20 protein-coding genes are annotated in these 18527 nt (G+C 43.3%); 17 read left to right on the plus strand and 3 right to left on the minus strand.

Annotation, left to right across the window (positions count from 1 at the left end; all coding sequences use genetic code 11):
• Positions 1-25: 25 nt before the first annotated feature.
• On the plus strand, positions 26-409 hold the full coding sequence (locus J4N45_RS07255; RefSeq protein WP_252014298.1) for a Rid family detoxifying hydrolase: 384 nt from the start codon (positions 26-28) through the stop codon (positions 407-409).
• A 106-nt stretch (positions 410-515) separates the two neighbouring features.
• Here the strand turns inward: J4N45_RS07255 and J4N45_RS07260 are convergent, their stop codons facing one another.
• A complete protein-coding gene (locus tag J4N45_RS07260) occupies positions 516-737 on the minus strand; it encodes a hypothetical protein (RefSeq protein ID WP_128649681.1) in 222 nt (73 codons plus the stop codon).
• Positions 738-1020: 283 nt separating this feature from the next.
• Here J4N45_RS07260 and J4N45_RS07265 point away from each other — a divergent pair, with 283 nt between their 5' ends.
• Both J4N45_RS07265 and J4N45_RS07270 read left to right on the plus strand, forming a co-directional pair.
• A complete protein-coding gene (locus J4N45_RS07265; protein ID WP_252014299.1) occupies positions 1021-1791 on the plus strand; it encodes a siderophore-interacting protein in 771 nt (256 codons plus the stop codon).
• Between the two features lie 310 nt (positions 1792-2101).
• Positions 2102-3559, plus strand: a complete 1458-nt coding sequence (locus J4N45_RS07270; RefSeq protein WP_252014300.1) for a glyceraldehyde-3-phosphate dehydrogenase — start codon at positions 2102-2104, stop codon at positions 3557-3559.
• Positions 3560-3630: 71 nt separating this feature from the next.
• Here the strand turns inward: J4N45_RS07270 and J4N45_RS07275 are convergent, their stop codons facing one another.
• The gene (locus J4N45_RS07275) at positions 3631-5178 is read right to left on the minus strand and encodes an alpha-amylase family protein (protein WP_252014664.1); all 1548 of its coding nucleotides are present in this window, start codon (positions 5176-5178) and stop codon (positions 3631-3633) included.
• A gap of 218 nt (positions 5179-5396) precedes the next feature.
• The gene (locus tag J4N45_RS07280) at positions 5397-6287 is read right to left on the minus strand and encodes a LysR family transcriptional regulator (protein WP_252014301.1); all 891 of its coding nucleotides are present in this window, start codon (positions 6285-6287) and stop codon (positions 5397-5399) included.
• A 477-nt stretch (positions 6288-6764) separates the two neighbouring features.
• Between J4N45_RS07280 and J4N45_RS07285 the strand changes: the two genes are divergently transcribed.
• From J4N45_RS07285 to J4N45_RS07350, 14 genes are all read left to right on the plus strand, one after another.
• Positions 6765-6974, plus strand: a complete 210-nt coding sequence (locus J4N45_RS07285; RefSeq protein ID WP_252014302.1) for a Flp family type IVb pilin — start codon at positions 6765-6767, stop codon at positions 6972-6974.
• Positions 6975-7063: 89 nt separating this feature from the next.
• Positions 7064-7504 carry an A24 family peptidase gene (locus tag J4N45_RS07290; protein ID WP_252014303.1) on the plus strand — a complete coding sequence of 147 codons (441 nt, stop codon included), beginning with the start codon at positions 7064-7066 and terminating at the stop codon, positions 7502-7504.
• A 20-nt stretch (positions 7505-7524) separates the two neighbouring features.
• Entirely contained in the window at positions 7525-8352 is an 828-nt protein-coding gene (cpaB, locus tag J4N45_RS07295; RefSeq protein ID WP_252014304.1) for a Flp pilus assembly protein CpaB, read from the plus strand.
• Positions 8353-8372: 20 nt separating this feature from the next.
• A complete protein-coding gene (locus J4N45_RS07300; protein ID WP_252014665.1) occupies positions 8373-9716 on the plus strand; it encodes a type II and III secretion system protein family protein in 1344 nt (447 codons plus the stop codon).
• Positions 9713-10210: a hypothetical protein gene (locus J4N45_RS07305; RefSeq protein WP_252014305.1), complete on the plus strand. Its 498-nt coding sequence runs from the start codon at positions 9713-9715 to the stop codon at positions 10208-10210. Before J4N45_RS07300 ends, J4N45_RS07305 begins: the two co-directional genes overlap by 4 nt.
• A complete protein-coding gene (locus J4N45_RS07310) occupies positions 10210-11451 on the plus strand; it encodes a CpaE/TadZ family protein (RefSeq protein ID WP_252014306.1) in 1242 nt (413 codons plus the stop codon). Before J4N45_RS07305 ends, J4N45_RS07310 begins: the two co-directional genes overlap by 1 nt.
• Positions 11448-12719: a TadA family conjugal transfer-associated ATPase gene (locus tag J4N45_RS07315; RefSeq protein WP_252014307.1), complete on the plus strand. Its 1272-nt coding sequence runs from the start codon at positions 11448-11450 to the stop codon at positions 12717-12719. Before J4N45_RS07310 ends, J4N45_RS07315 begins: the two co-directional genes overlap by 4 nt.
• 1 nt (position 12720) lies before the next feature.
• A complete protein-coding gene (locus tag J4N45_RS07320; protein WP_252014308.1) occupies positions 12721-13623 on the plus strand; it encodes a type II secretion system F family protein in 903 nt (300 codons plus the stop codon).
• Complete coding sequence (locus tag J4N45_RS07325) at positions 13620-14468, plus strand: type II secretion system F family protein (RefSeq protein ID WP_252014309.1); 849 nt, start codon at positions 13620-13622, stop codon at positions 14466-14468. The genes J4N45_RS07320 and J4N45_RS07325 overlap by 4 nt, the downstream gene beginning before the upstream one ends.
• 1 nt (position 14469) lies before the next feature.
• Entirely contained in the window at positions 14470-15192 is a 723-nt protein-coding gene (locus J4N45_RS07330; RefSeq protein ID WP_503056605.1) for a tetratricopeptide repeat protein, read from the plus strand.
• Positions 15193-15195: 3 nt separating this feature from the next.
• On the plus strand, positions 15196-15678 hold the full coding sequence (locus tag J4N45_RS07335; protein WP_252014310.1) for a TadE family protein: 483 nt from the start codon (positions 15196-15198) through the stop codon (positions 15676-15678).
• Complete coding sequence (gene tadF, locus J4N45_RS07340; protein WP_252014311.1) at positions 15665-16225, plus strand: tight adherence pilus pseudopilin TadF; 561 nt, start codon at positions 15665-15667, stop codon at positions 16223-16225. Before J4N45_RS07335 ends, tadF begins: the two co-directional genes overlap by 14 nt.
• Positions 16226-16233: 8 nt before the next feature.
• Positions 16234-17829, plus strand: coding sequence for a pilus assembly protein TadG-related protein (locus J4N45_RS07345; protein WP_252014312.1), 1596 nt, complete (start codon positions 16234-16236; stop codon positions 17827-17829).
• An 8-nt stretch (positions 17830-17837) separates the two neighbouring features.
• Positions 17838-18458, plus strand: a complete 621-nt coding sequence (locus J4N45_RS07350) for an OmpA family protein (protein WP_252014313.1) — start codon at positions 17838-17840, stop codon at positions 18456-18458.
• The last annotated feature ends 69 nt before the right edge of the window (positions 18459-18527 follow it).

Here is an 18527-nt window from a genome sequence, read left to right on the forward strand (position 1 = left end):
AAAACGATTTATTAGGAATAATGCAATGAAATCCATTTCTACTGAAAATGCTCCACTGGCTATTGGACCTTATGTACAAGGTGTCACTTTCGGAAACATGGTTATCACGTCCGGACAGCTACCCATTAACCCAGAGACGAAAGCGATGCCGGATGATGTTGCCGAGCAAGCGACACAGTCTTTGAATAACGCGTTGGCTATTCTTAAAGCTGATGGTCTAGTAGCAAGTAATATTGTTAAAACAACAGTGTTTGTAAAAGATCTCAATGATTTTGGTCGAGTCAACCAAGCCTACGAGCAGTTCTTTATTGATAACGAGGCGTCATTTCCTGCGCGCTCTTGTGTTGAAGTAGCGAGGCTACCGATGGATGCAAAAGTTGAGATAGAGGTGATAGCGGTAAGAGGGTAGTGTTTGTTATGGGGGCGCCTTAAATTCGGCGCCTTATCGTGAGCTCGTAGCTCTTTCCCAGTTATCTAGACGGGTGTCTTATAGGTGGTCATATAATCTGTAATTGTTATTTGCTCTGCCAAGTCTTGCTGATCCATCCCCCAATACTTTCATCAAAGTAGCTTCCGCTAAATTCTTGTTTGTACTCTACGACATTGTCGGCTTGTGGACGCTCATCTAATAGATGATTGATGTACACCGCCATCGGGTCGTCGAACTGATCTCGACGTTTTCTCTCAGCAACTTCTTTGATGATTTGCATGCGATACGCCTTGCTCATTTTTTTCATGTTTTACCTCCATTGTTGTGAGCGGTTTATCAAACATAGGAGTTAATCTGATGCTGGTCAAATTATGAACAATGCTTTGTAGAAAAATAAACTTAAGAGTGGTATGCGGAATCTGCGTGTTACAAAGTTTGCACCCCAATATAGGTGCCATAAAAGGTACGTTTTACCCAGACTGACAAAGGTAAAAGTCTGTAAATTCAGGACTAAACTACTCAAAATCATAACTCTTACTCCTTGAGTATGTGTTAGACTTAATGAAAACAATAATCATTAAGAGAACAACATGAAAAAGCCGTCGCCGAAAACTGCCTCAGTGTCTCGTGTCGAAACACTGACACCTAACATGCTTCGTATCACATTACAGTCTGATGCGTTTACCGCGTTCCCAAGTGAAAGCATTGGGGGGTATATTAAGCTGCTATTTAATGAAGAAGGTGGTACTGACGTGGCAGGTTTATCGATGGATAACCGCCCTAAGATGCGCACCTACACTATTCGTCGTCTTGATCAGCAAGCGGGTGAAGTGGATGTAGACTTTGTAACTCACGTGACGGAAGACAAGCTTTGTGGATTTGGTGCACGTTGGGCAATGGCAGCTCAAGTTGGTGACACGATTTCCATTGTCGGTCCGGGTACATTGCAAGAAGTCGATACTAAAAAAGATTGGTTCTTCTTTAATGCCGATATGACGGCTTTGCCAGCCTTAACAGTAAAACTCTCTCTGTTACCGTCCAGTGCGAAAGGTTATGCGGTCGTTCAGCTTGAAGATATGGCGGACAAGCAGGATATCGAGGTGCCAAAGGGAATCGATGTCATTTGGACAACAGGGTCGCTGTCGGATAAAGCCAAAACTCTATCTTGGCTTGAGGGCGAACCTTTTGTTTGGTGTGCCAGCGAGTTCGACGAGATGCGCGCATTACGTCAATATTTCAGAAATGAAAAAGAGATCCCGCGGCAAGATATCTACATCAGCAGCTACTGGAAACGTGGGGTATCTGAAGATGGTCATAAAGCCATCAAGAAACAAGATAATGACGAGTTTGAATCCGCTTAACCATTATTAATGAATATTGTTTGCCAATTAACTGCTGCTGTTTCTTGATTGGTTTCATAAAATAACCTCGGCCTTGGTCACTATTTTTTACGACTAAGGTCGAGTCTCTCGCCGCTAAATATTCTATCCAAGTCACACTTTTTTATTCATTTCCTCTGATTTATTTTTACTAGCAGATTAAGTGCCTGTTTGTTACACTGCGTCGCATAAAAAATAACAACACGATTACATCCCCGTTCTGCTCAATATATCTTGTACCCTACATACGAGAAATAGCGAGCCTTTAATCTAGAGAGGCCCCCAGGTTACTATGAGTAATAGCAACATCTCGCAAACTGAAATCCATCAAAATCAATGGCAATTAAATCAAACACTCGCTGAGTCAATCATGCCGCTTCTTGGCCGATTGTACAGAGAGAAGGGCGTCGAAGTTCTTCTGTTTGGTAAGACGCTCGTCAACGCTACCACAATCGACATCATCAAAACTCACCGACTATCACGTCACCACGGCACAACCACTGTCAACATCACTCAAACTGCCCCAATCATCGAGAAACTGATCGAGCTAGAGCTGTCGCCATGCTGTATCGATGTTGGCCAACTTGCGAGCCAATATTGGGCAACGAATGAAACTCACCATAACATTGGTGATTTTTTGATGACGGCGCTTACTGAGAGCATCGATAGCTCAGAGTCTGTGGAAGCCCGTGATGTTGTGCTTTACGGCTTTGGTCGAATCGGCCGTTTGTTGACGCGTATCTTGGTAGAAAAGAGTGGTCCTGGTTACCCGCTACGACTACGCGCAATTGTTGTTCGTGGAGGTCGTGACGGCGATCTTCAAAAACGTGCGAGCTTACTGCGCCGTGACTCGGTACACGGTCAGTTTAATGGCAGCATTCTTGTTGATGAAGATCATAAAGCGCTGATCGTTAACGGCAACTACATCCAAATCATCTATGCGAACAGCCCACAAGATGTCGATTACACTCAGTACGGCATTAACAACGCGCTTGTTGTTGATAACACGGGTGTGTGGCGTGATGCTGAAGGTCTAGGTCAGCATGTAGCATGTAACGGCGCTTCAAAAGTACTGCTTACTGCACCGGGTAAAGGCGATATCAAGAACATCGTGTTTGGTGTTAACCACGATACGATTTTGGCAGACGACACTATTGTTTCAGCAGCCAGCTGTACAACGAATGCTATTACGCCAACACTAAAAGCAGTGAACGATAAGTATGGCATCATCTCTGGTCATATTGAGACCGTTCACTCTTACACCAACGACCAAAACTTAATCGACAACTACCACAAAGGTGACCGTCGTGGTCGTTCAGCATCGTTGAATATGGTACTGACGTCAACAGGCGCGGCAAAAGCGGTGGCTAAAGCGCTTCCAGAACTTGCTGGCAAACTAAGTGGTAACGCGATTCGTGTTCCAACGCCAAACGTATCTATGGCGGTTGCGAATCTGAACCTTGAAAACAACACGACAAAAGAAGAGTTAAATGCTTATCTTCGTGAGGTTTCATTGACGTCATCATTGTCAGCTCAAATCGACTACACAGATTCCACTGAGATTGTCTCGACTGATTTGGTTGGCGCTCGCCACCCAGGAATCGTCGATGGTGAAGCAACGATTGCTCAAGATAACCGCTGTGTACTTTATATATGGTACGACAACGAGTTTGGTTACAGCTGCCAAGTTGTGCACTGTATGGAGCAGATGATGGGTGTGAAGTATAAGACTTACCCAGCACTTGCTTAATACCAGTTAAACAAATTGAAAAGCCGCCTTGTATTTCGAAGGCGGCTTTTTTAATGGGCGTATACCAGTGATTATTGGCTTAGCAGTAAGAAGCGAGCTTCAAAAGGCGCTAGGTCAATATTAAAGTGACCAGACGTTAACGCCACGGCCTCATTGGACTGTAAGTCTTTTAGTTCGCCGCTAAAGCTAATACTGCTCTCTGGAACCGCAATCGTCTGATTGCTATCAGTGGTGTTGACCACATAGAGTACAGATTCATCCGAACTTGTTTTAAGATCGGCGTAAGCCGATGTGGTTGCGACAACGTTAGTACGTTCACCTTGTGAAAGCGATGAGTGCTGAGATCTTAGTGTCATTAGCGTTTTCACATAGTCTTTGAGATCCGTTTGGTTAGCGGTGAGAATATTGTCGCCAGTTACACCCTCGATGATTCCGTTCATACGAGCTACGTGATCATCACAAACGCCGTTAATCGCGCAATCCGTCGTTACTCTATCCGCAAAGCCCGGTAGTTCATCACCGATCTCCTCACCATAATAAAGCGTAATTGGACCCGTATAGGCAGCTAAAAACGAAATGGCGGCTTTGTGTCGTTGCCAGTAGCCAGCATCAGTTGGCTCTGCGAGGTTTCCGCGTTGGATAAGATCCCCGAAGCGTACTAAGTCGTGGTTACCTAGCATTAGGTTAGGTTTAGCATGTGACGGGTACGCGCTATGGGTTTGCATGCCCTCAGCGAGCTTAATACCGCCTTGGTTTGAACCATAACCAGATTCCTCAACTGCGAAGGTTTGCACCAAGCGATAGCGCATCGGGAAATCAAACGCAGAGCAAAGGGCCGGACTCTCCGCTGAGCCGTAACCGTTTTTGGCGATATTGCTTTCACCATCCCAAATTTCGGCAACCATGTAGCCAAGCGGGTTAACTAAATCGCCGTCAGAATTTGTATAGGTGACGGTTTTAGAGGTTTCATCCACCGCTTTACGGATTTCGGCCCATGCATCGGTAGGAACTTGATACGCCTGGTCTAAGCGCCAGCCGTCAATTTTGAGTTCTTTAATCCAGTATTCAGCCACTTCTTTATAGAAAGGAAGGCTCTCTGGATAACTGACTGGGTTACTACTGCCTACTGGTAGATTACCAGAAGGGGAGGCGACTACGTTGTCCTTGTGATGTCCGAATACGCCGTCAAAGAAAACATATAGTCCAAGCTCATGAGCTTTCTCGACTAGCCTTTTAGCGTCGTCCATGGTTCCAAATCGTGGGTCTATGGCGAAATAGTTGGTCGCAAAGTAACCCGTTGCATCGAGACGATCAGCCCACTCATTTTGGCCATCAATTGGCACTGAATCAAAGATTGGAGTCAGCCAGATGGCGTTCATACCGAGGCCATGAATATATTCCAAAGAGTTAATAATGCCTTGGATATCACCTTTATGATCACTCGGTCCATAGCCTGTGCCATGCCCTACAGCAGGGTCACCATCGACAAAACTTTCAACCATCACTTGATAGATGCGAAGGTCATCAGAGGCTGTTGCAACGTCAGCACTGCACGCATAACTTGTTGTACCACCTTGGTCAGCAGGCGGTGTTGATTCGCCAGAGCAGCCCCACAGCATCGCGGCTCCGACAGAAATAGAAATAAGGGATTTAACGAATGTCACAAGATGTCCTTTTTATGATTATAAGTAGAGCATCTTGGATTATTTAACGGAATGACTGCTTATAAATCATCCTTAAATGAAATCATTTAGGATGAGATAAAGGGGTGAGAGATCTTGGGCACGTTTTGGGTAACGAAAGGGCCTCGTTACCCAATTAACGTCACAAAAAGCGTCTAATTGGCAAGGTCGGCGACAAATGAACGTTGCACCCCAACCGCGGTTTTAAGCTTGTTTTTTATCCACTGGTTATATAAACCGAATTCTGAGTGAACGGGCCAAAACAGTGAAGCGACGACTTTTCTACCAAAGAACTCGGTGTTGTTTGTGATAGTAACGAGTTTGTTTTTGTCAGCTAGCGGCTTAATTATATGCTCTGGCAAAAAAGAAATTCCCTTTTTTTCAGCGCATAAGTCAACAATGGTCGAAAGATCATCAAATCGCCATGAGCAGCGAAGCGCAATATCGGAGAGATTGAGCAGTTCATCAAAACCATCCATCAGTAATACTCGCCATTGGTTGCAATCGATACCATGTACGAGTTCCGGATGACCTACCCACCAACAGTTAACTTTGTACAATTCGTCAGTATTAAACTCGTTATTTGTCTTGTGGTATGGGTTACCTAGAGCGAGGTCAATCTTTCCTTCGCTGATATAGTTACTCAGTACAAAGCTTGGTTTAGTGACAACAACGAGGTCGATATTTGGAAAAGCTTCTGAAAAATCGAATAGTGTCTTTTTTACATTCTCATTGAATACAAGAGGATCGATGCCTATGCGGAAGACAGTGTTTTCCGATGAGCTCATTTGTTCAGCAATGCCTAGTAAATCTCGATACCTGGAAACCAAAGGCGTGGATAGGTGAAAAAAGCGCTTACCTTTTTCAGTTAATGAGACTTTGCCATTTGCCCTGACAAAAAGTAGAAACCCTAAATCAGATTCCAAATTTTGTACTGCGGTACTCACTGTTGACTGGGATTTACCCATTTTACGTGCCGCAGAACTAAACGACCCTGTATCTACCACAGCAACAAACGTGATTAAACTTTCAAATTGCAGTTTCATGAATAAACCAACCTGGCGATAGTGTCGCCTATTTATAGTTATATAATTTACATTCTACTGACATACAGTAACCTGCTGATGAGACGATGACAACACTGAAGTTTTCCCTGCCATTCCAAACAAAGAGTGCTGTTTAACAAATGCTCAAGTCAAGAGTGGTTTAATAAAAATCAGAGTCATCTATAAAATTTGAATGCCGTTCCGCAAATTATACTAAAATTGCGACAAAGTGTGATATGTGCCACATATATATTACTCATCGTACCATCTTATTCCCAGAGTAAGAAGATTTATGGAACCCTAACCTACTGTAAAATAAAGGTTTACAAAGATCACGCCATTATGCAATTGTGATAACAATATCGAAACACGAGTCTCTCTATCGATAATATCGATAGCAGCTATTTTCTTCAGTTTATCCCTATAAATTAAAATGTTACATGCTTATTGTTGAATAACGTTCAAGGGAATAAAAATATGATTACTAAGCTATATGTAAAAGCAGCGACTTTTTTAAACGAATTTAAGCGTGATGAGCGCGGTGTAACGGCTATTGAATATGGCTTGATTGGTGTGGCAATGGCAGTTGCACTAACCGCTATCCTTGGAAGTTCAAATGGTGATTTTCTAAAGGAATTGACTGATGCCTTTGATGCTATCGGTAAAGCATTGAGTGACGCTAGCTAAACTTTGATTTGTTGTTAAGTAAGACTTATGTGTCGGGGACGTTATTGTATCCGACACATTACTACTAAGGTTACACCAATAAATAATCAATGTTCTATTTAGCAGCGCTAGCTTGTTTCTGCGTTTATATCTCTGTCCTTGATATTCGTAATCGTTGTATTACGAATCGAAGTGTAGCTTGTTTATTCTTGTTGCAATGTTTGCTCCTTGCTAATAATCAATTCTACCTGGTGTCTGGAATTGTAACTTTGGCTTTTGGATTGTTGTTTTTCTGGCGCAAATGGATAGCGGGGGGGGACATAAAGCTTGCAAGCGTTTTGGCATTAGGATTACCACTTGGCAAGCTAACTACAGCGGTTATATTCACTGGTATTCTTGGGGGGCTTCTAGCAATTAGCTATCTCATAATTCGTTGTTGGCTTTCTGATAAAAAACAACAAAACTCAGGTCTCCCTTACGGAGTTGCTATTACTTCAGGTTTTTACTTGTCTATTCTGCTGCATCAAGCTTCAGTGTCTCAGTGGATTTAGCTTAATTTTTTGGGGAAAAAATGCGTTCTCGGTTAGTGTTAGTGGTCGCTGTGTTAGCTTTGGTGATTGGAGTCTTTGGGCTTCGTGACTTGTTACGTCAGAAATCAGAACAACAGAACGACGTTACAGAAACTGCGCCCTCGCAACGAGTGGAAGAGCACGTTTCAGTATGGCGCGTTAAATCAGCGATCTCGAAGGGAATGTCTATACGTACCGATCAAGTAGACAAGCTGCAGTTACCACTGAGTAAGGCCCTCGCTAAAGGTATCAAGAAAGATATTCAGATCGATTTCTCTCCATCAACGCTATCTAATCGAAACTTGAGTGTTGGCGATTTAGTGCTGCCTGAGTACCAAGTCAGAGTCGGTCAATCTGGATATATTGACTTGCTGGTGACTGAAGGTATGACACCATATCCACTACAAGTTAGTGATAAAAATCTAATTAATGATTACATTCGCCCTGGTACTTATATAGATATTCTCACAGTAAGCTCACCAAATAACAACTTAGCTGCCAACAGCGATAAACCAAGAAATTTTAAAGGCGTAAACGCCAATTTGTTTTTACAACAGGTTAAAGTACTCAATGTTGACAGCAACGAGAATGGTTCTGTTACTGCGAAGGCTCCGACGAAAGAACAAGGCTTTACTACAGTTGTCATTGAAGTGAAACCTGATGATTTACCACGATTAGCTCTAGCCCAACGCACTATGCATATTGAAGTGTATCGTAGCCAAACTTACCGCCAGCCAACTTATGTTGAAGTACGCAATATTATGACCAATTACATGGGTGTTGAAGAGTTTCGTGGCAATGCCTCAACCTCAGGAGAAACAATTCAATGACGCGTCATCTAGCGAGTAAAATGGTGTTGCACTTTGCGTTGGTTCTCTTTGGTGCGGTTATGGTTTCAGGGTCAGCTTTTGCTGCTGATCGCTATATTACCTTGTCTGAGGGACAGCATATCAAGCTAGATAACCCCATAGGTAAGGTTTTTATCAGTGACCCTAGCGTTGCAGATTACAAGGTCATCAGTGAGGATACTCTTGTCGTTTTTGCGAGTAAGGTGGGTCAGTCTAGATTAATTGTTTACGGCACGTCTGATGAAGTATTAGTGTCTGACAGAATTATAGTAGACCTAAATCTCTCAGATGTAAGGCGCCAGCTAAAGTTTCATTTTCCCAACGTTAGCGTAAAAGTTGAGTCTATAGGTACTCAAGTAGCTGTAAGTGGAATTGTTGATTCAGAGCAGGAGCGTGACGATATCTATCGTTTGGTTGCCACGTTACTCGGTCGCGAAAAAACCGAGAAATGGAATGAGGCCCAAAAGCTAACCTTCAAAAAAGATGGGTTTGATCTGGAAGAGCCTGAAAGCATGATCTTTTCCCGGAATATGACATGGGAAGGCATTATTGAGCGCATTGAAGTCGCAACTGTCCAGCAGGTCAACGTTAAAATCTCCGTAGCCCAAGTTACAGAATCATTTTCACAAACAGTTGGCGTAGAGTGGAGTTCAATTGGTAGTAGTGTTGGTGAGTTTGTATTCAATCAGTTTGAAGCAGCAGATATCGGCACACTAATCACAGCTCTGGGTAATGATGATATTGCTCAGGTTTTAGCTGAGCCCAATTTGACCGTCTTATCAGGTGAATCCGCTAGCTTCCTGGTTGGTGGTGAAGTACCTGTCGTGGTGTCTACCAACAGCAACGTAAATATCTCATTCAAAGAATTTGGTATACGCCTCGATCTAACAGCTAAAGTCCTAAATCAGAACAAGATCCGAATGCAGCTATTCCCAGAAGTTTCTGAAGTCGAAAAATATGTGCAGGCAGCGGGTATTGAAGTTCCTCAGTTAGCATCGCGACGAGCGATGACGACGGTTGAGCTTGCAGATGGAGATAGCTTTATTCTTGGTGGCTTAATGAGTAGTGCAGATTTTGAACAGATGCAAAAAATTCCGTTGATTGGTGATATTCCAGTTTTAGGTGCGGCCTTTAGAAAATCGGTCACGGAAAGAAAGCGTACTGAGTTGATCATTGTGGCAACTGTTAACTTGGTTGAGCCAATTCGACCAACTGACGTTCAACTGCCATATATTCGAAAAACATCGACCCTCATGCGATGGCTGAATCTTCCAGACAATGATGATTACACCCAACCATCTAATGCCACGATTCGTTTGGTCGAGCAAGGAGGGTTCATCCAATGAGGACGAGTTTAAGTTTATATCTTGGTTTGTCTCTATTGCTTTTAGTGCTCCTTGTTAGCGGATGTACCACAGAACGTTATTTCAATGGTAATGGTGCTGAGACGATTGTTTATCAAGAAGTACATCGCGTGGATTATGTGATTAAGAAGCGTGACGCAACCTTAGCGAACATGAAACAGTTCATTGCTCTGTCCGAATCATCGGACAAAGAAGCAAATTATGTCGTGTCCTACAAGTCGAAATCAGCAAAGAACCTAGCAGAGCAAGCATTTAGCAAGTTTGATGCATTAACGATATCTCCATCACGAGTTCAATATCACCAAGATATGAGTGGTGTTGCTGATATAAGTATTATCGTAGCTGTCCACAAGATTAAGACGCAAACCTGCCAGCCAGCTCAGGTTCAACAAGAAATTGGTCAGCCAGATTGTTTTGTGGAAACCATGCGTCTTAAACAAGTGGCCTACAAATCTCGCTTAGTAGGAGATAAATAGTGTTTGATTTGACGAAAGCACTGAGCTCCAAAGTAAAACCAGAGCCCAAGAATCAATCGGGAGTTGCTGGCTGTACCTTGTTCTATCAATCGACGGAGTGTTTACAGCTCGTCCAAGAAGTCTTTCGTTTCGAAGGATGGAACGATCCGCATTGTGTAAGAACAACAAAAGGTCATACCAAATTAACTGAGCAGCAAAGCAGCCATATCGTAATTTTGGAGTTGAACGAGTCAAGTAACGTCGTTGAGGATGCCAAAAACTTTGCAAGTAAGCTACCGACCCATAAAGGCGTGGTGGTAATTGGTAAGGAAGATGCAATTTCGACACTTCGCTCCCTCAAAGAGATGGGTTTTTATTACGTCTTTTGGCCTGTGAATAAACAAGAGTTCGCGGACTTCTTAACGCACGTAAATAACAACCTAAAGAACTTTTCTGGGGTCAGTAAGGCTCGTAAGGCAAAACGAGTAGCCGTAGTTGGTGCTAAAGGTGGTGTAGGCACGTCATTTATCGCTACTGAACTCAGTTCACTGCTATCCACTCAAGGGACAGATACCATTCTGGTCGACCATCAGTATGTTGATAGCGATATCGACGTGCTGCTGGCTTTAAAAGAATTTAAGCCCAGAATGATCGACGAGTTTACTGCTCCTTTACATGAAATGGATGAAGAGGGTGCTCTCAGTTATCTGCACACGGCTCGAAAAAATCTAAGGTTGCTTGCTCTAGATGGTGATATGTCTCAGAACGAGATCCTAAATTACAGTCAAAACCTTTGCGAACTTTTAGCGCGCAACGCTAACTTCATTATTGAAGACTACTCTGGCAGCGTCAGTTTTCCAGTTGAGCCACAAATGCTGTTAGATGGCTTCGATGTTGTGGTTTTAGTGATGGATGCGTCAGTCTCTGCAGTGCGTAATGCCAAGCGACTGATTGATAAACTGGAAAACCTACAACTTACCTTATCGACTCGCCTTCGACTTATAACTGTGGTGAACTACCATCGACCGGAAGGCGCTTATGTAATGGATAAGTCAGATCTTAAACGTTACTTAGGTCAAGAGCCGATCCTTGAAATAGCGTTTTGTAAACAGCTCTCTCACATCATCATCGACGGTAAGCGTGCCCACAAGCACGATCGTAATATGAGCCGTTCTCTCGATCATTTGGTTAAACATATTAACGGACAGCCCATTCAGGTGCCTAGGTTCAATCGCTGGTTCAATAAGGTAGGGTCCAAATGAGTTCAAATAAAGAGATGTACCTCGCCTTTCGAGGCCAGATATTTGAAGCACTAGACCCCGAAGCCGTTCAGAAAATGAGCCGTAAGGAGCTCGAGTCCCAGATTCAGAGCGCAGTAGATTTGCTGGCAACCAGCTATCAGCGTCCGATCACGGCAATGATGAAATCAGGCTTGGTAAAAAGCTTGATTGACGAGTTGTTTGGCTTAGGGCCACTTCAGCCTTTGGTCGAGGATCAATCGATCACCGATATTATGGTGAACGGTCCAAACAATATCTTTTTCGAGCGCCATGGTAAGGTTCAAAAATCAGAGCTGACTTTTGTAAACGAAGAGCAGTTGTTAGCCATCGCTAAGCGTATCGCTTCTCGTGTAGGACGACGCGTTGATGAGCTGTCACCTACGGTCGATGCGCGTCTAGAAGACGGCAGTCGTGTAAATATTGTTATTCCACCGATTGCGCTCGATGGCACATCGGTATCGATTCGTAAGTTCCGCGAACAAAACATTGGCTTTGAGGATTTGATTGAATTCGGTTCAATGTCGATGGACATGGCTCGAGTGTTAATGATTGCCTCTCGCTGTCGTATGAACGTACTGATTTCTGGTGGTACCGGTTCCGGTAAAACGACTCTGCTAAATGCTCTATCTCAATACATCGCTGAAGATGAACGCATCGTAACTATTGAAGATGCAGCAGAACTGAGGCTACAGCAGCCAAACTTGGTAAGGTTAGAAACTCGTACCTCCAGTATCGAGCAAACAGGTGAAGTAACCCAGCGGGATCTCGTAATCAATGCGCTCCGCATGCGCCCTGATCGCATAATCTTGGGTGAGTGTCGTGGAGCAGAGGCATTTGAAATGCTACAGGCTATGAACACCGGTCACGATGGATCAATGTCAACCTTACACGCCAACACGCCAAGAGACGCTATTGCTCGTGTTGAATCAATGGTAATGATGGCTAACTTAAATCAGCCACTTGATGCTATTCGACGCACGATTGTCAGTGCGGTTCAACTCGTTATTCAAGTTAATCGTTTGAGAGACGGCAGCCGAAAAATTACCAGCATTTCTGAGATTGTTGGTCTAGAAGGCGATAACGTGGTTATGGAAGAAATATACCGTTTTCAATACGACGACAGTGAGTATGGTGAAGCAGTAAAAGGCGAGTATGTAACAAACGGTATTATGCAGCGCTCTGAATTGGTTAAGAAAGCTCAGTTCTTTGGGCTTTATAAAGATCTCATGGCGTCATTCACGGGACGTTAATATGCTATGGATTTCATTGATTTTATTTGCTGTAGCGCTTCTTCTGAATCGAAATAGTAAGAAGAGCAAGCTTGACCACTATTTTGATGTAGATAGTGAACACGCTGAGAGCGTGAGTGCGATTAATATTCGCTCACTGTCACAAAAGCAAAAATGGCAAAAATTGAAAGATTCAGTGTCTCCAACGCTCTTAATATTAGGTCCACGCTCAACCTTATATATTGCACTCTATGCTATAGGGGCGATCACAGCCTCTTGGTATGTGCTGGTGATACTCTTTCACCAAACGAACCCTTTATTGATTAGTGGTGCAGTCGCCATACTCATCATTCTGGGGTATCGATTCTTACTTACGCGCCGGCGTCGTGAGTTCGAAAATAGCTTTCCTGATGCATTGAATATATTAATGAGTGCTGTCACTGCAGGTGACAGTTTGATGCAAGCAATCAGCTACGTCGGTGAAACGATGGATAATGCGATTGGTCGAGAGTTTAAGATGATGGCTGACCGACTAAAACTTGGTGAAGCACCAGAAAACGTACTAATGCGTTCCTGTAAGAACTATCCCTATCCAGAGTTTCTTTTCTTTACCATTACGCTACGTGCAAACATTTCACGCGGTGGTCAGCTCAAAGGTGTGCTTGCAAGACTTATTCGAGTGTTAGTTGACTCAAGAACGCTAGAAAAGAAAAAGATGGCCATGACGTCTGAGGCGCGAATCTCGGCCAAGATAGTTGCAGCTATTCCTTTAGCATTTACGATTCTGCTTAATTACATCAATCCTGACAACGTCAATTTTGTTCTCTATGACCCCGCAGGTCGCGTCATTTTGTATTACGTGCTGATAAGTGAGTTCATCGGTTTGACGATTGTTTGGTTATTAGTTAAGGGAGTCAGGTCATGACGCTTCTTTTGGCGATCACTGTCTTTGTCGGGTGTATTCTATTCATCATTATGGAATCGCTTCGAGCTGAACGCAGAAGGCAGCGTATGGATACGTTTGTCGGCATTCAGACCAAGTCTGGAAGCACCAAAATAAAGCACTTTATGGTTCGCTTTGGTAAAGAGCATCGGAAAGAGTTGGAGCAGAAACTAGTTGAAGCTGGCTATTACAACAAAGAGTGGGCCAAGTACTACTTTCCAGTTAAGCTTTTAATACTGTTTGTATTACTTGCTCTTATCGCCTTTAGCGATATGACGAGTACTAATAAGTTACTCAGTGCCATGTTTTCGCTCGTTGGGGTAATTGTTGTACCGGATCTTATCCTCTCTCTACGAAGTAAGATGCTGATTGGCCGAACATCTGCGAAGTTACCTTATCTGCTAGATATGATGTCCGTTTGTGTTCAAACCGGGATGACCATAGAAGCAAGTTTGGCCTATTTGGCAGATGAATTGGAGTTGTTCGACAAGGACCTTTGCTATCAAATCAAAAGAACGTCTGACGCCGCTAAAATTCATGGACTTGAAAAAGCACTGAATGATTTCGGTGTCAGAGTGCCGACCCCAGCAGTACGTAGTTTCGTACTGACCGTAATCCAAAACTTACAGTATGGTACCTCAGTTGCCCAAGTGATGAGTGATCTTGCAGAAGATATTCGCAAGGTACAAATACTGACGATAGAAGAAAAAGTGGGCAAGCTTGCTGCAAAAATGAGCGTTCCATTGATTCTATTTATTATGTTTCCCATTGTTGTCTTGATTCTTGCTCCTGGAATCATGCAGATGTCGATATCAGTAGGAGGTTAAGATGGGTTCTCTCAAATTCACGTGTTCACTAATATTAGTGTTGACCATGGCGGGATGTCAGTCCACGGCGAATAATCTGCAGACCGAAGCAGAGACAGTAGCAAGCATGGAGAAAGTCAATAACTACGATGGTCTAATCGCGCACTATAAGACAAAGCTAGAGGCCGGCGATAACTCTGTCGCAACTGTCGAGCAGCTAGCGCTGGCTTATTTCAATAAAGGTGATTTTGAATCCGCTGACTTTTATGTTAGCCACTTAATTGAGCAGGGTAGCCATTCAGCAAGCTTAAGTCAGTTACATGGACAGGTATTGGTTGCTCAGGAAGATATCTCGGGTGCTATTCAGGCGTATCAGGACTCTCTTAAAGCAGGTAATCAGACGGGCAAAATTCATGTTTTGTTAGGTGTGGCGTATAGCAAAGATAGTCAGTTCCAAGAGGCGAAAGCTCAGTTTAATCAAGCCCGTCTTAAAGGTTACGATGACGTCGCAGTAAAAAACAATATTGCCATGCTTTACATCGCCCAGAATGATTTCAAACGCGCAATTCGCACTCTTGCTCCTGTGATCGCCGATGCGCCTCAAAATAAGGTGGTTCGCGCCAACTTGGCGATTGCTCTAATAAAAGCGGACCAGATTGATGCGGCTAAAAAACTTCTTAGTGATGAGTATAGTTCCGCTGAGCTGACTTTAATTACCCAGCAATTAAGTGGTAAAGAGATCTAGTCTATGAAGGGTTTCAAAAAACAGTTAGGTGTAACGGCGGTGGAGTTTGCGTTGGGCGCTATTGTTTTGATGTTCTCGACCTTTGCCATCTTTGAAATATGTTATCGCATCTATGTCATTAACATGACTGAGTATGCGTTAAGAGAGACTATTCGCAACACCAAGATTTTTCAGGGCAGTGGTATCCACGAACAGTATGAATCCCGTTTCCAGGCGTTAATTTCCGATGATAGTAACCTTTGGCACTTCCTGATTGATGAAGACAAGTTTTCTTTGGATGGGAAGTATTTTCCAAGTTATCGAGACTTTATTAATAACGTTGGGTATTCAAAACAAGACCTCAATTTTAACTATGACTTAGCTGAAATTACGGTGACCTATCAATATGAACCTATCTTGTGGGTTTATGGGGCTCAAGCGGTCGATATTTCTCGTACCATGGTACTCAACCTCGAGCATGAGGGGTGGGCTGATGAAACAGAGTAGATCGAAGTACTTGCCCCGTGCGAAGACTCAAAAAGGCGTGTTTGCCATAGAGTTAGCGTTTGTATTGATTGGCATTTGTGCAATCTACCTTTTTGCCACGGACTTAAGCCAACAGCTTTTGGTACGCGCGAAACTAGATAGATCAAGCTTTGCTTTGGTTAATGTTATCAAAGAACGTTCACGTTACTTTGGCGCTGATGTCGCAGCTCGGAGTAATCTTCAAGTTACGGCGCAGGATCTTTCAGATTTAACGGCTGCCGCCAGTCGAATGCTCAATAATTCTGCGGAAGACGTAGCACTTCAAATTGAATCCTATGTGACCGACCAGGGGCTGGTGACGTTAAAAAGTGACAAATTTACGTCATTAGGTTGTCAGACTGATACCCTCAGTGATTATCAAAACCTAATTCCAGTGGAGAAAGGTGTTTCATACCCGCTATATCGCGTCACCTTATGTGAAGAACACCATTCATGGTTTGAAGCTTTCTCTGCTGGTGGCAGTACAGATATGCGTTTGACCTCGTCATCGATTATGCCGGGGAGGTAGTGCTGAGTATGAAACTAAAACACGGAAATCGATCTTCATATAATGCCAACATGAGAAAGCAATCTGGTGTAGCAGCTATTTGGTTTGGCTTGACCTTAGTACCTATTATGGGTTTTACATTCTGGGCTGTGGAAGGAACCCGTTACGTTCAAGAAACGAGTCGACTCAAAGATGCGGCCGAAGCCGCAGCTATTGCTGTAACAATCGAAGATAATGAAGACAATTCACAGGCAATGGCGACGCACTACGTCGATAGTTATGTTCGCGAAATCAAATCAAGTAATGTGACCACGACGCGCTTCTTCCAAGAACAAGATGATAGTGCGGATCAGGATGAGTACACCCAGTATACGGTTAATGCGGTAACGACTCATGATTCTTGGTTTCACAGCACGTTTATACCATCGTTCAGTGAAACTCAGGATCTTGCCGGCTATTCGTTAGCCAGAAAATACACTGCGTTTTTGGGTGACAATAATATAGATATTACTTTTGTATCTGATTTTTCTGGCTCCATGAACTGGTGTTGGGGCAAAACATACAGTTGCAATAGCGGTCCATGGAAAATTGATGACCTCATGGTAGCGATCTCAACGATATCAGAGAGCATTCTTTGTCGAGAGAATGATTCAGATATATCCTCAGATCTTGAAGTAAGTCAGTGCAATGAAGAGAACAGTAATCAAGCAGATAAGGTCAATAACCGAATCGCATTTGTTCCTTATAACATTCGAACTCGAGAAACAGATAGCGGCGGAAACGTAAGAGCTGTGAGTCAGTTGCGATATCGTGATGATGTAGATAACTCGAGTTCCGACCGCGATTATGAAGAAGTTAACTGGAATAAGTGGCGTAAATTTTACTCTTATCAAGTGAGAGCTTGTGCGATTGATGTTGATGAATGCCCTAATGAACGAAATGGAGAACATGAGCAAGCAAAGCGACTGAGATATGCGCTAGGGTTGGGCAATGGAAAGAGCACTTATCATACAGAACTGTATAATTACGTCGATTTTGATGCTTCTATTAATGAGATGATGACCGAGCATTTCCCCGCTCTCAAAACGCATTATCGAGTAGATGATAACCTTCTCTACGCGGGATTTGGAAGCAGGACTGGTAGCCAGTTTTCCAATATCCCTTTGACCAATAATGTCAAAAACTTGTCACCGATTGACTCCATGTGGGCAGGAGGCAGTACCGCTGTATTCCAGGGCATTATGCGAGGAGTGCGAATGTTGGCCGATGGTAACCCAAACAGTGATGATGAAGAAGAGCAAGAAGCCTACGATAAAAAGGTAAAGATGCTTTTAATTTTGAGTGACGGCCAAGAAAGTCCCAACAATGGCATTTTAAACAGCTTAGTATCACCTGGAGGAAATAAGCTTGGTATTTGTGATAAAGCTCGTGAGGTTATTCCGGGTTTATATATAGGAGTTATCGGCGTTGACTTTGCAGCGAGTCACAGTAAAGGCTTCAAGGATTGCGTACTCGACGAAGATGAAGACATTATCGACGTTAAAAACCTCGATGAACTAATTGAAAAAATAGAAGAGCTAATCCGCAAAGGCTCAAAGAGCAGCGGCGTGACTAAGTTGTATTAGGAGATATTATGAGAACTATGTTGAGCGTCGCTCTGATTTCGTTGGTTACAAGTTGTGCCTACGCATCGCAAACTGAGTTTCGCAGTTACTGTCAAAGTAGTGCAGGGGAACAGCAATATTCTGTTTCTGTAACCAGTGTTGATGCTATTGCCCAGCACAGGCAAGGTATGTTGAGTATTCAACAATCCAGTAACGATAGCGATTTATCGGCTAGCCTGACTAAGCAAGCGAATGTGCTCTTTCACCCGAGCGATTGCGTTTCTGAGATGTCGATGGCTAATGTAAACAAAGAAGAGCCTGTAGTAAGAGTGAACTTTCCGTTTGATAGCTATGGTTTATCCCCAATGGCAAGAACTTCATTGAAGAGAACCAGTGCAGCGCTAACTGATGCCTCTTATGATCTTATCGTTGAGGGGCACACAGACAGTTTAGGTTCCGTTCAATATAATCAGGGATTGGGTCTAAAACGTGCTTTGGCTGTTCACGATGTCTTGTTATTCCAAGGTGTCGAAAGAAGTAAAGTCACGGTTAAATCTTTGGGAGAAACAGAACCGTTAGTGCCTAATACTTTTCCACAAAATCGAGCAGAAAACCGTCGCGCCGAAATCTATGTAGTATCGGATAAATAGTCGTTCTTTGTGTTGATGCTTGAACTCCCTCTTAATTGATGAATAAGATCACACAAATATGCTCCATTG

This window comes from Vibrio sp. SCSIO 43140 (genome assembly GCF_023716585.1).
In the GTDB taxonomy this organism is placed as follows: Bacteria; Pseudomonadota; Gammaproteobacteria; order Enterobacterales; family Vibrionaceae; genus Vibrio; species Vibrio maritimus_B.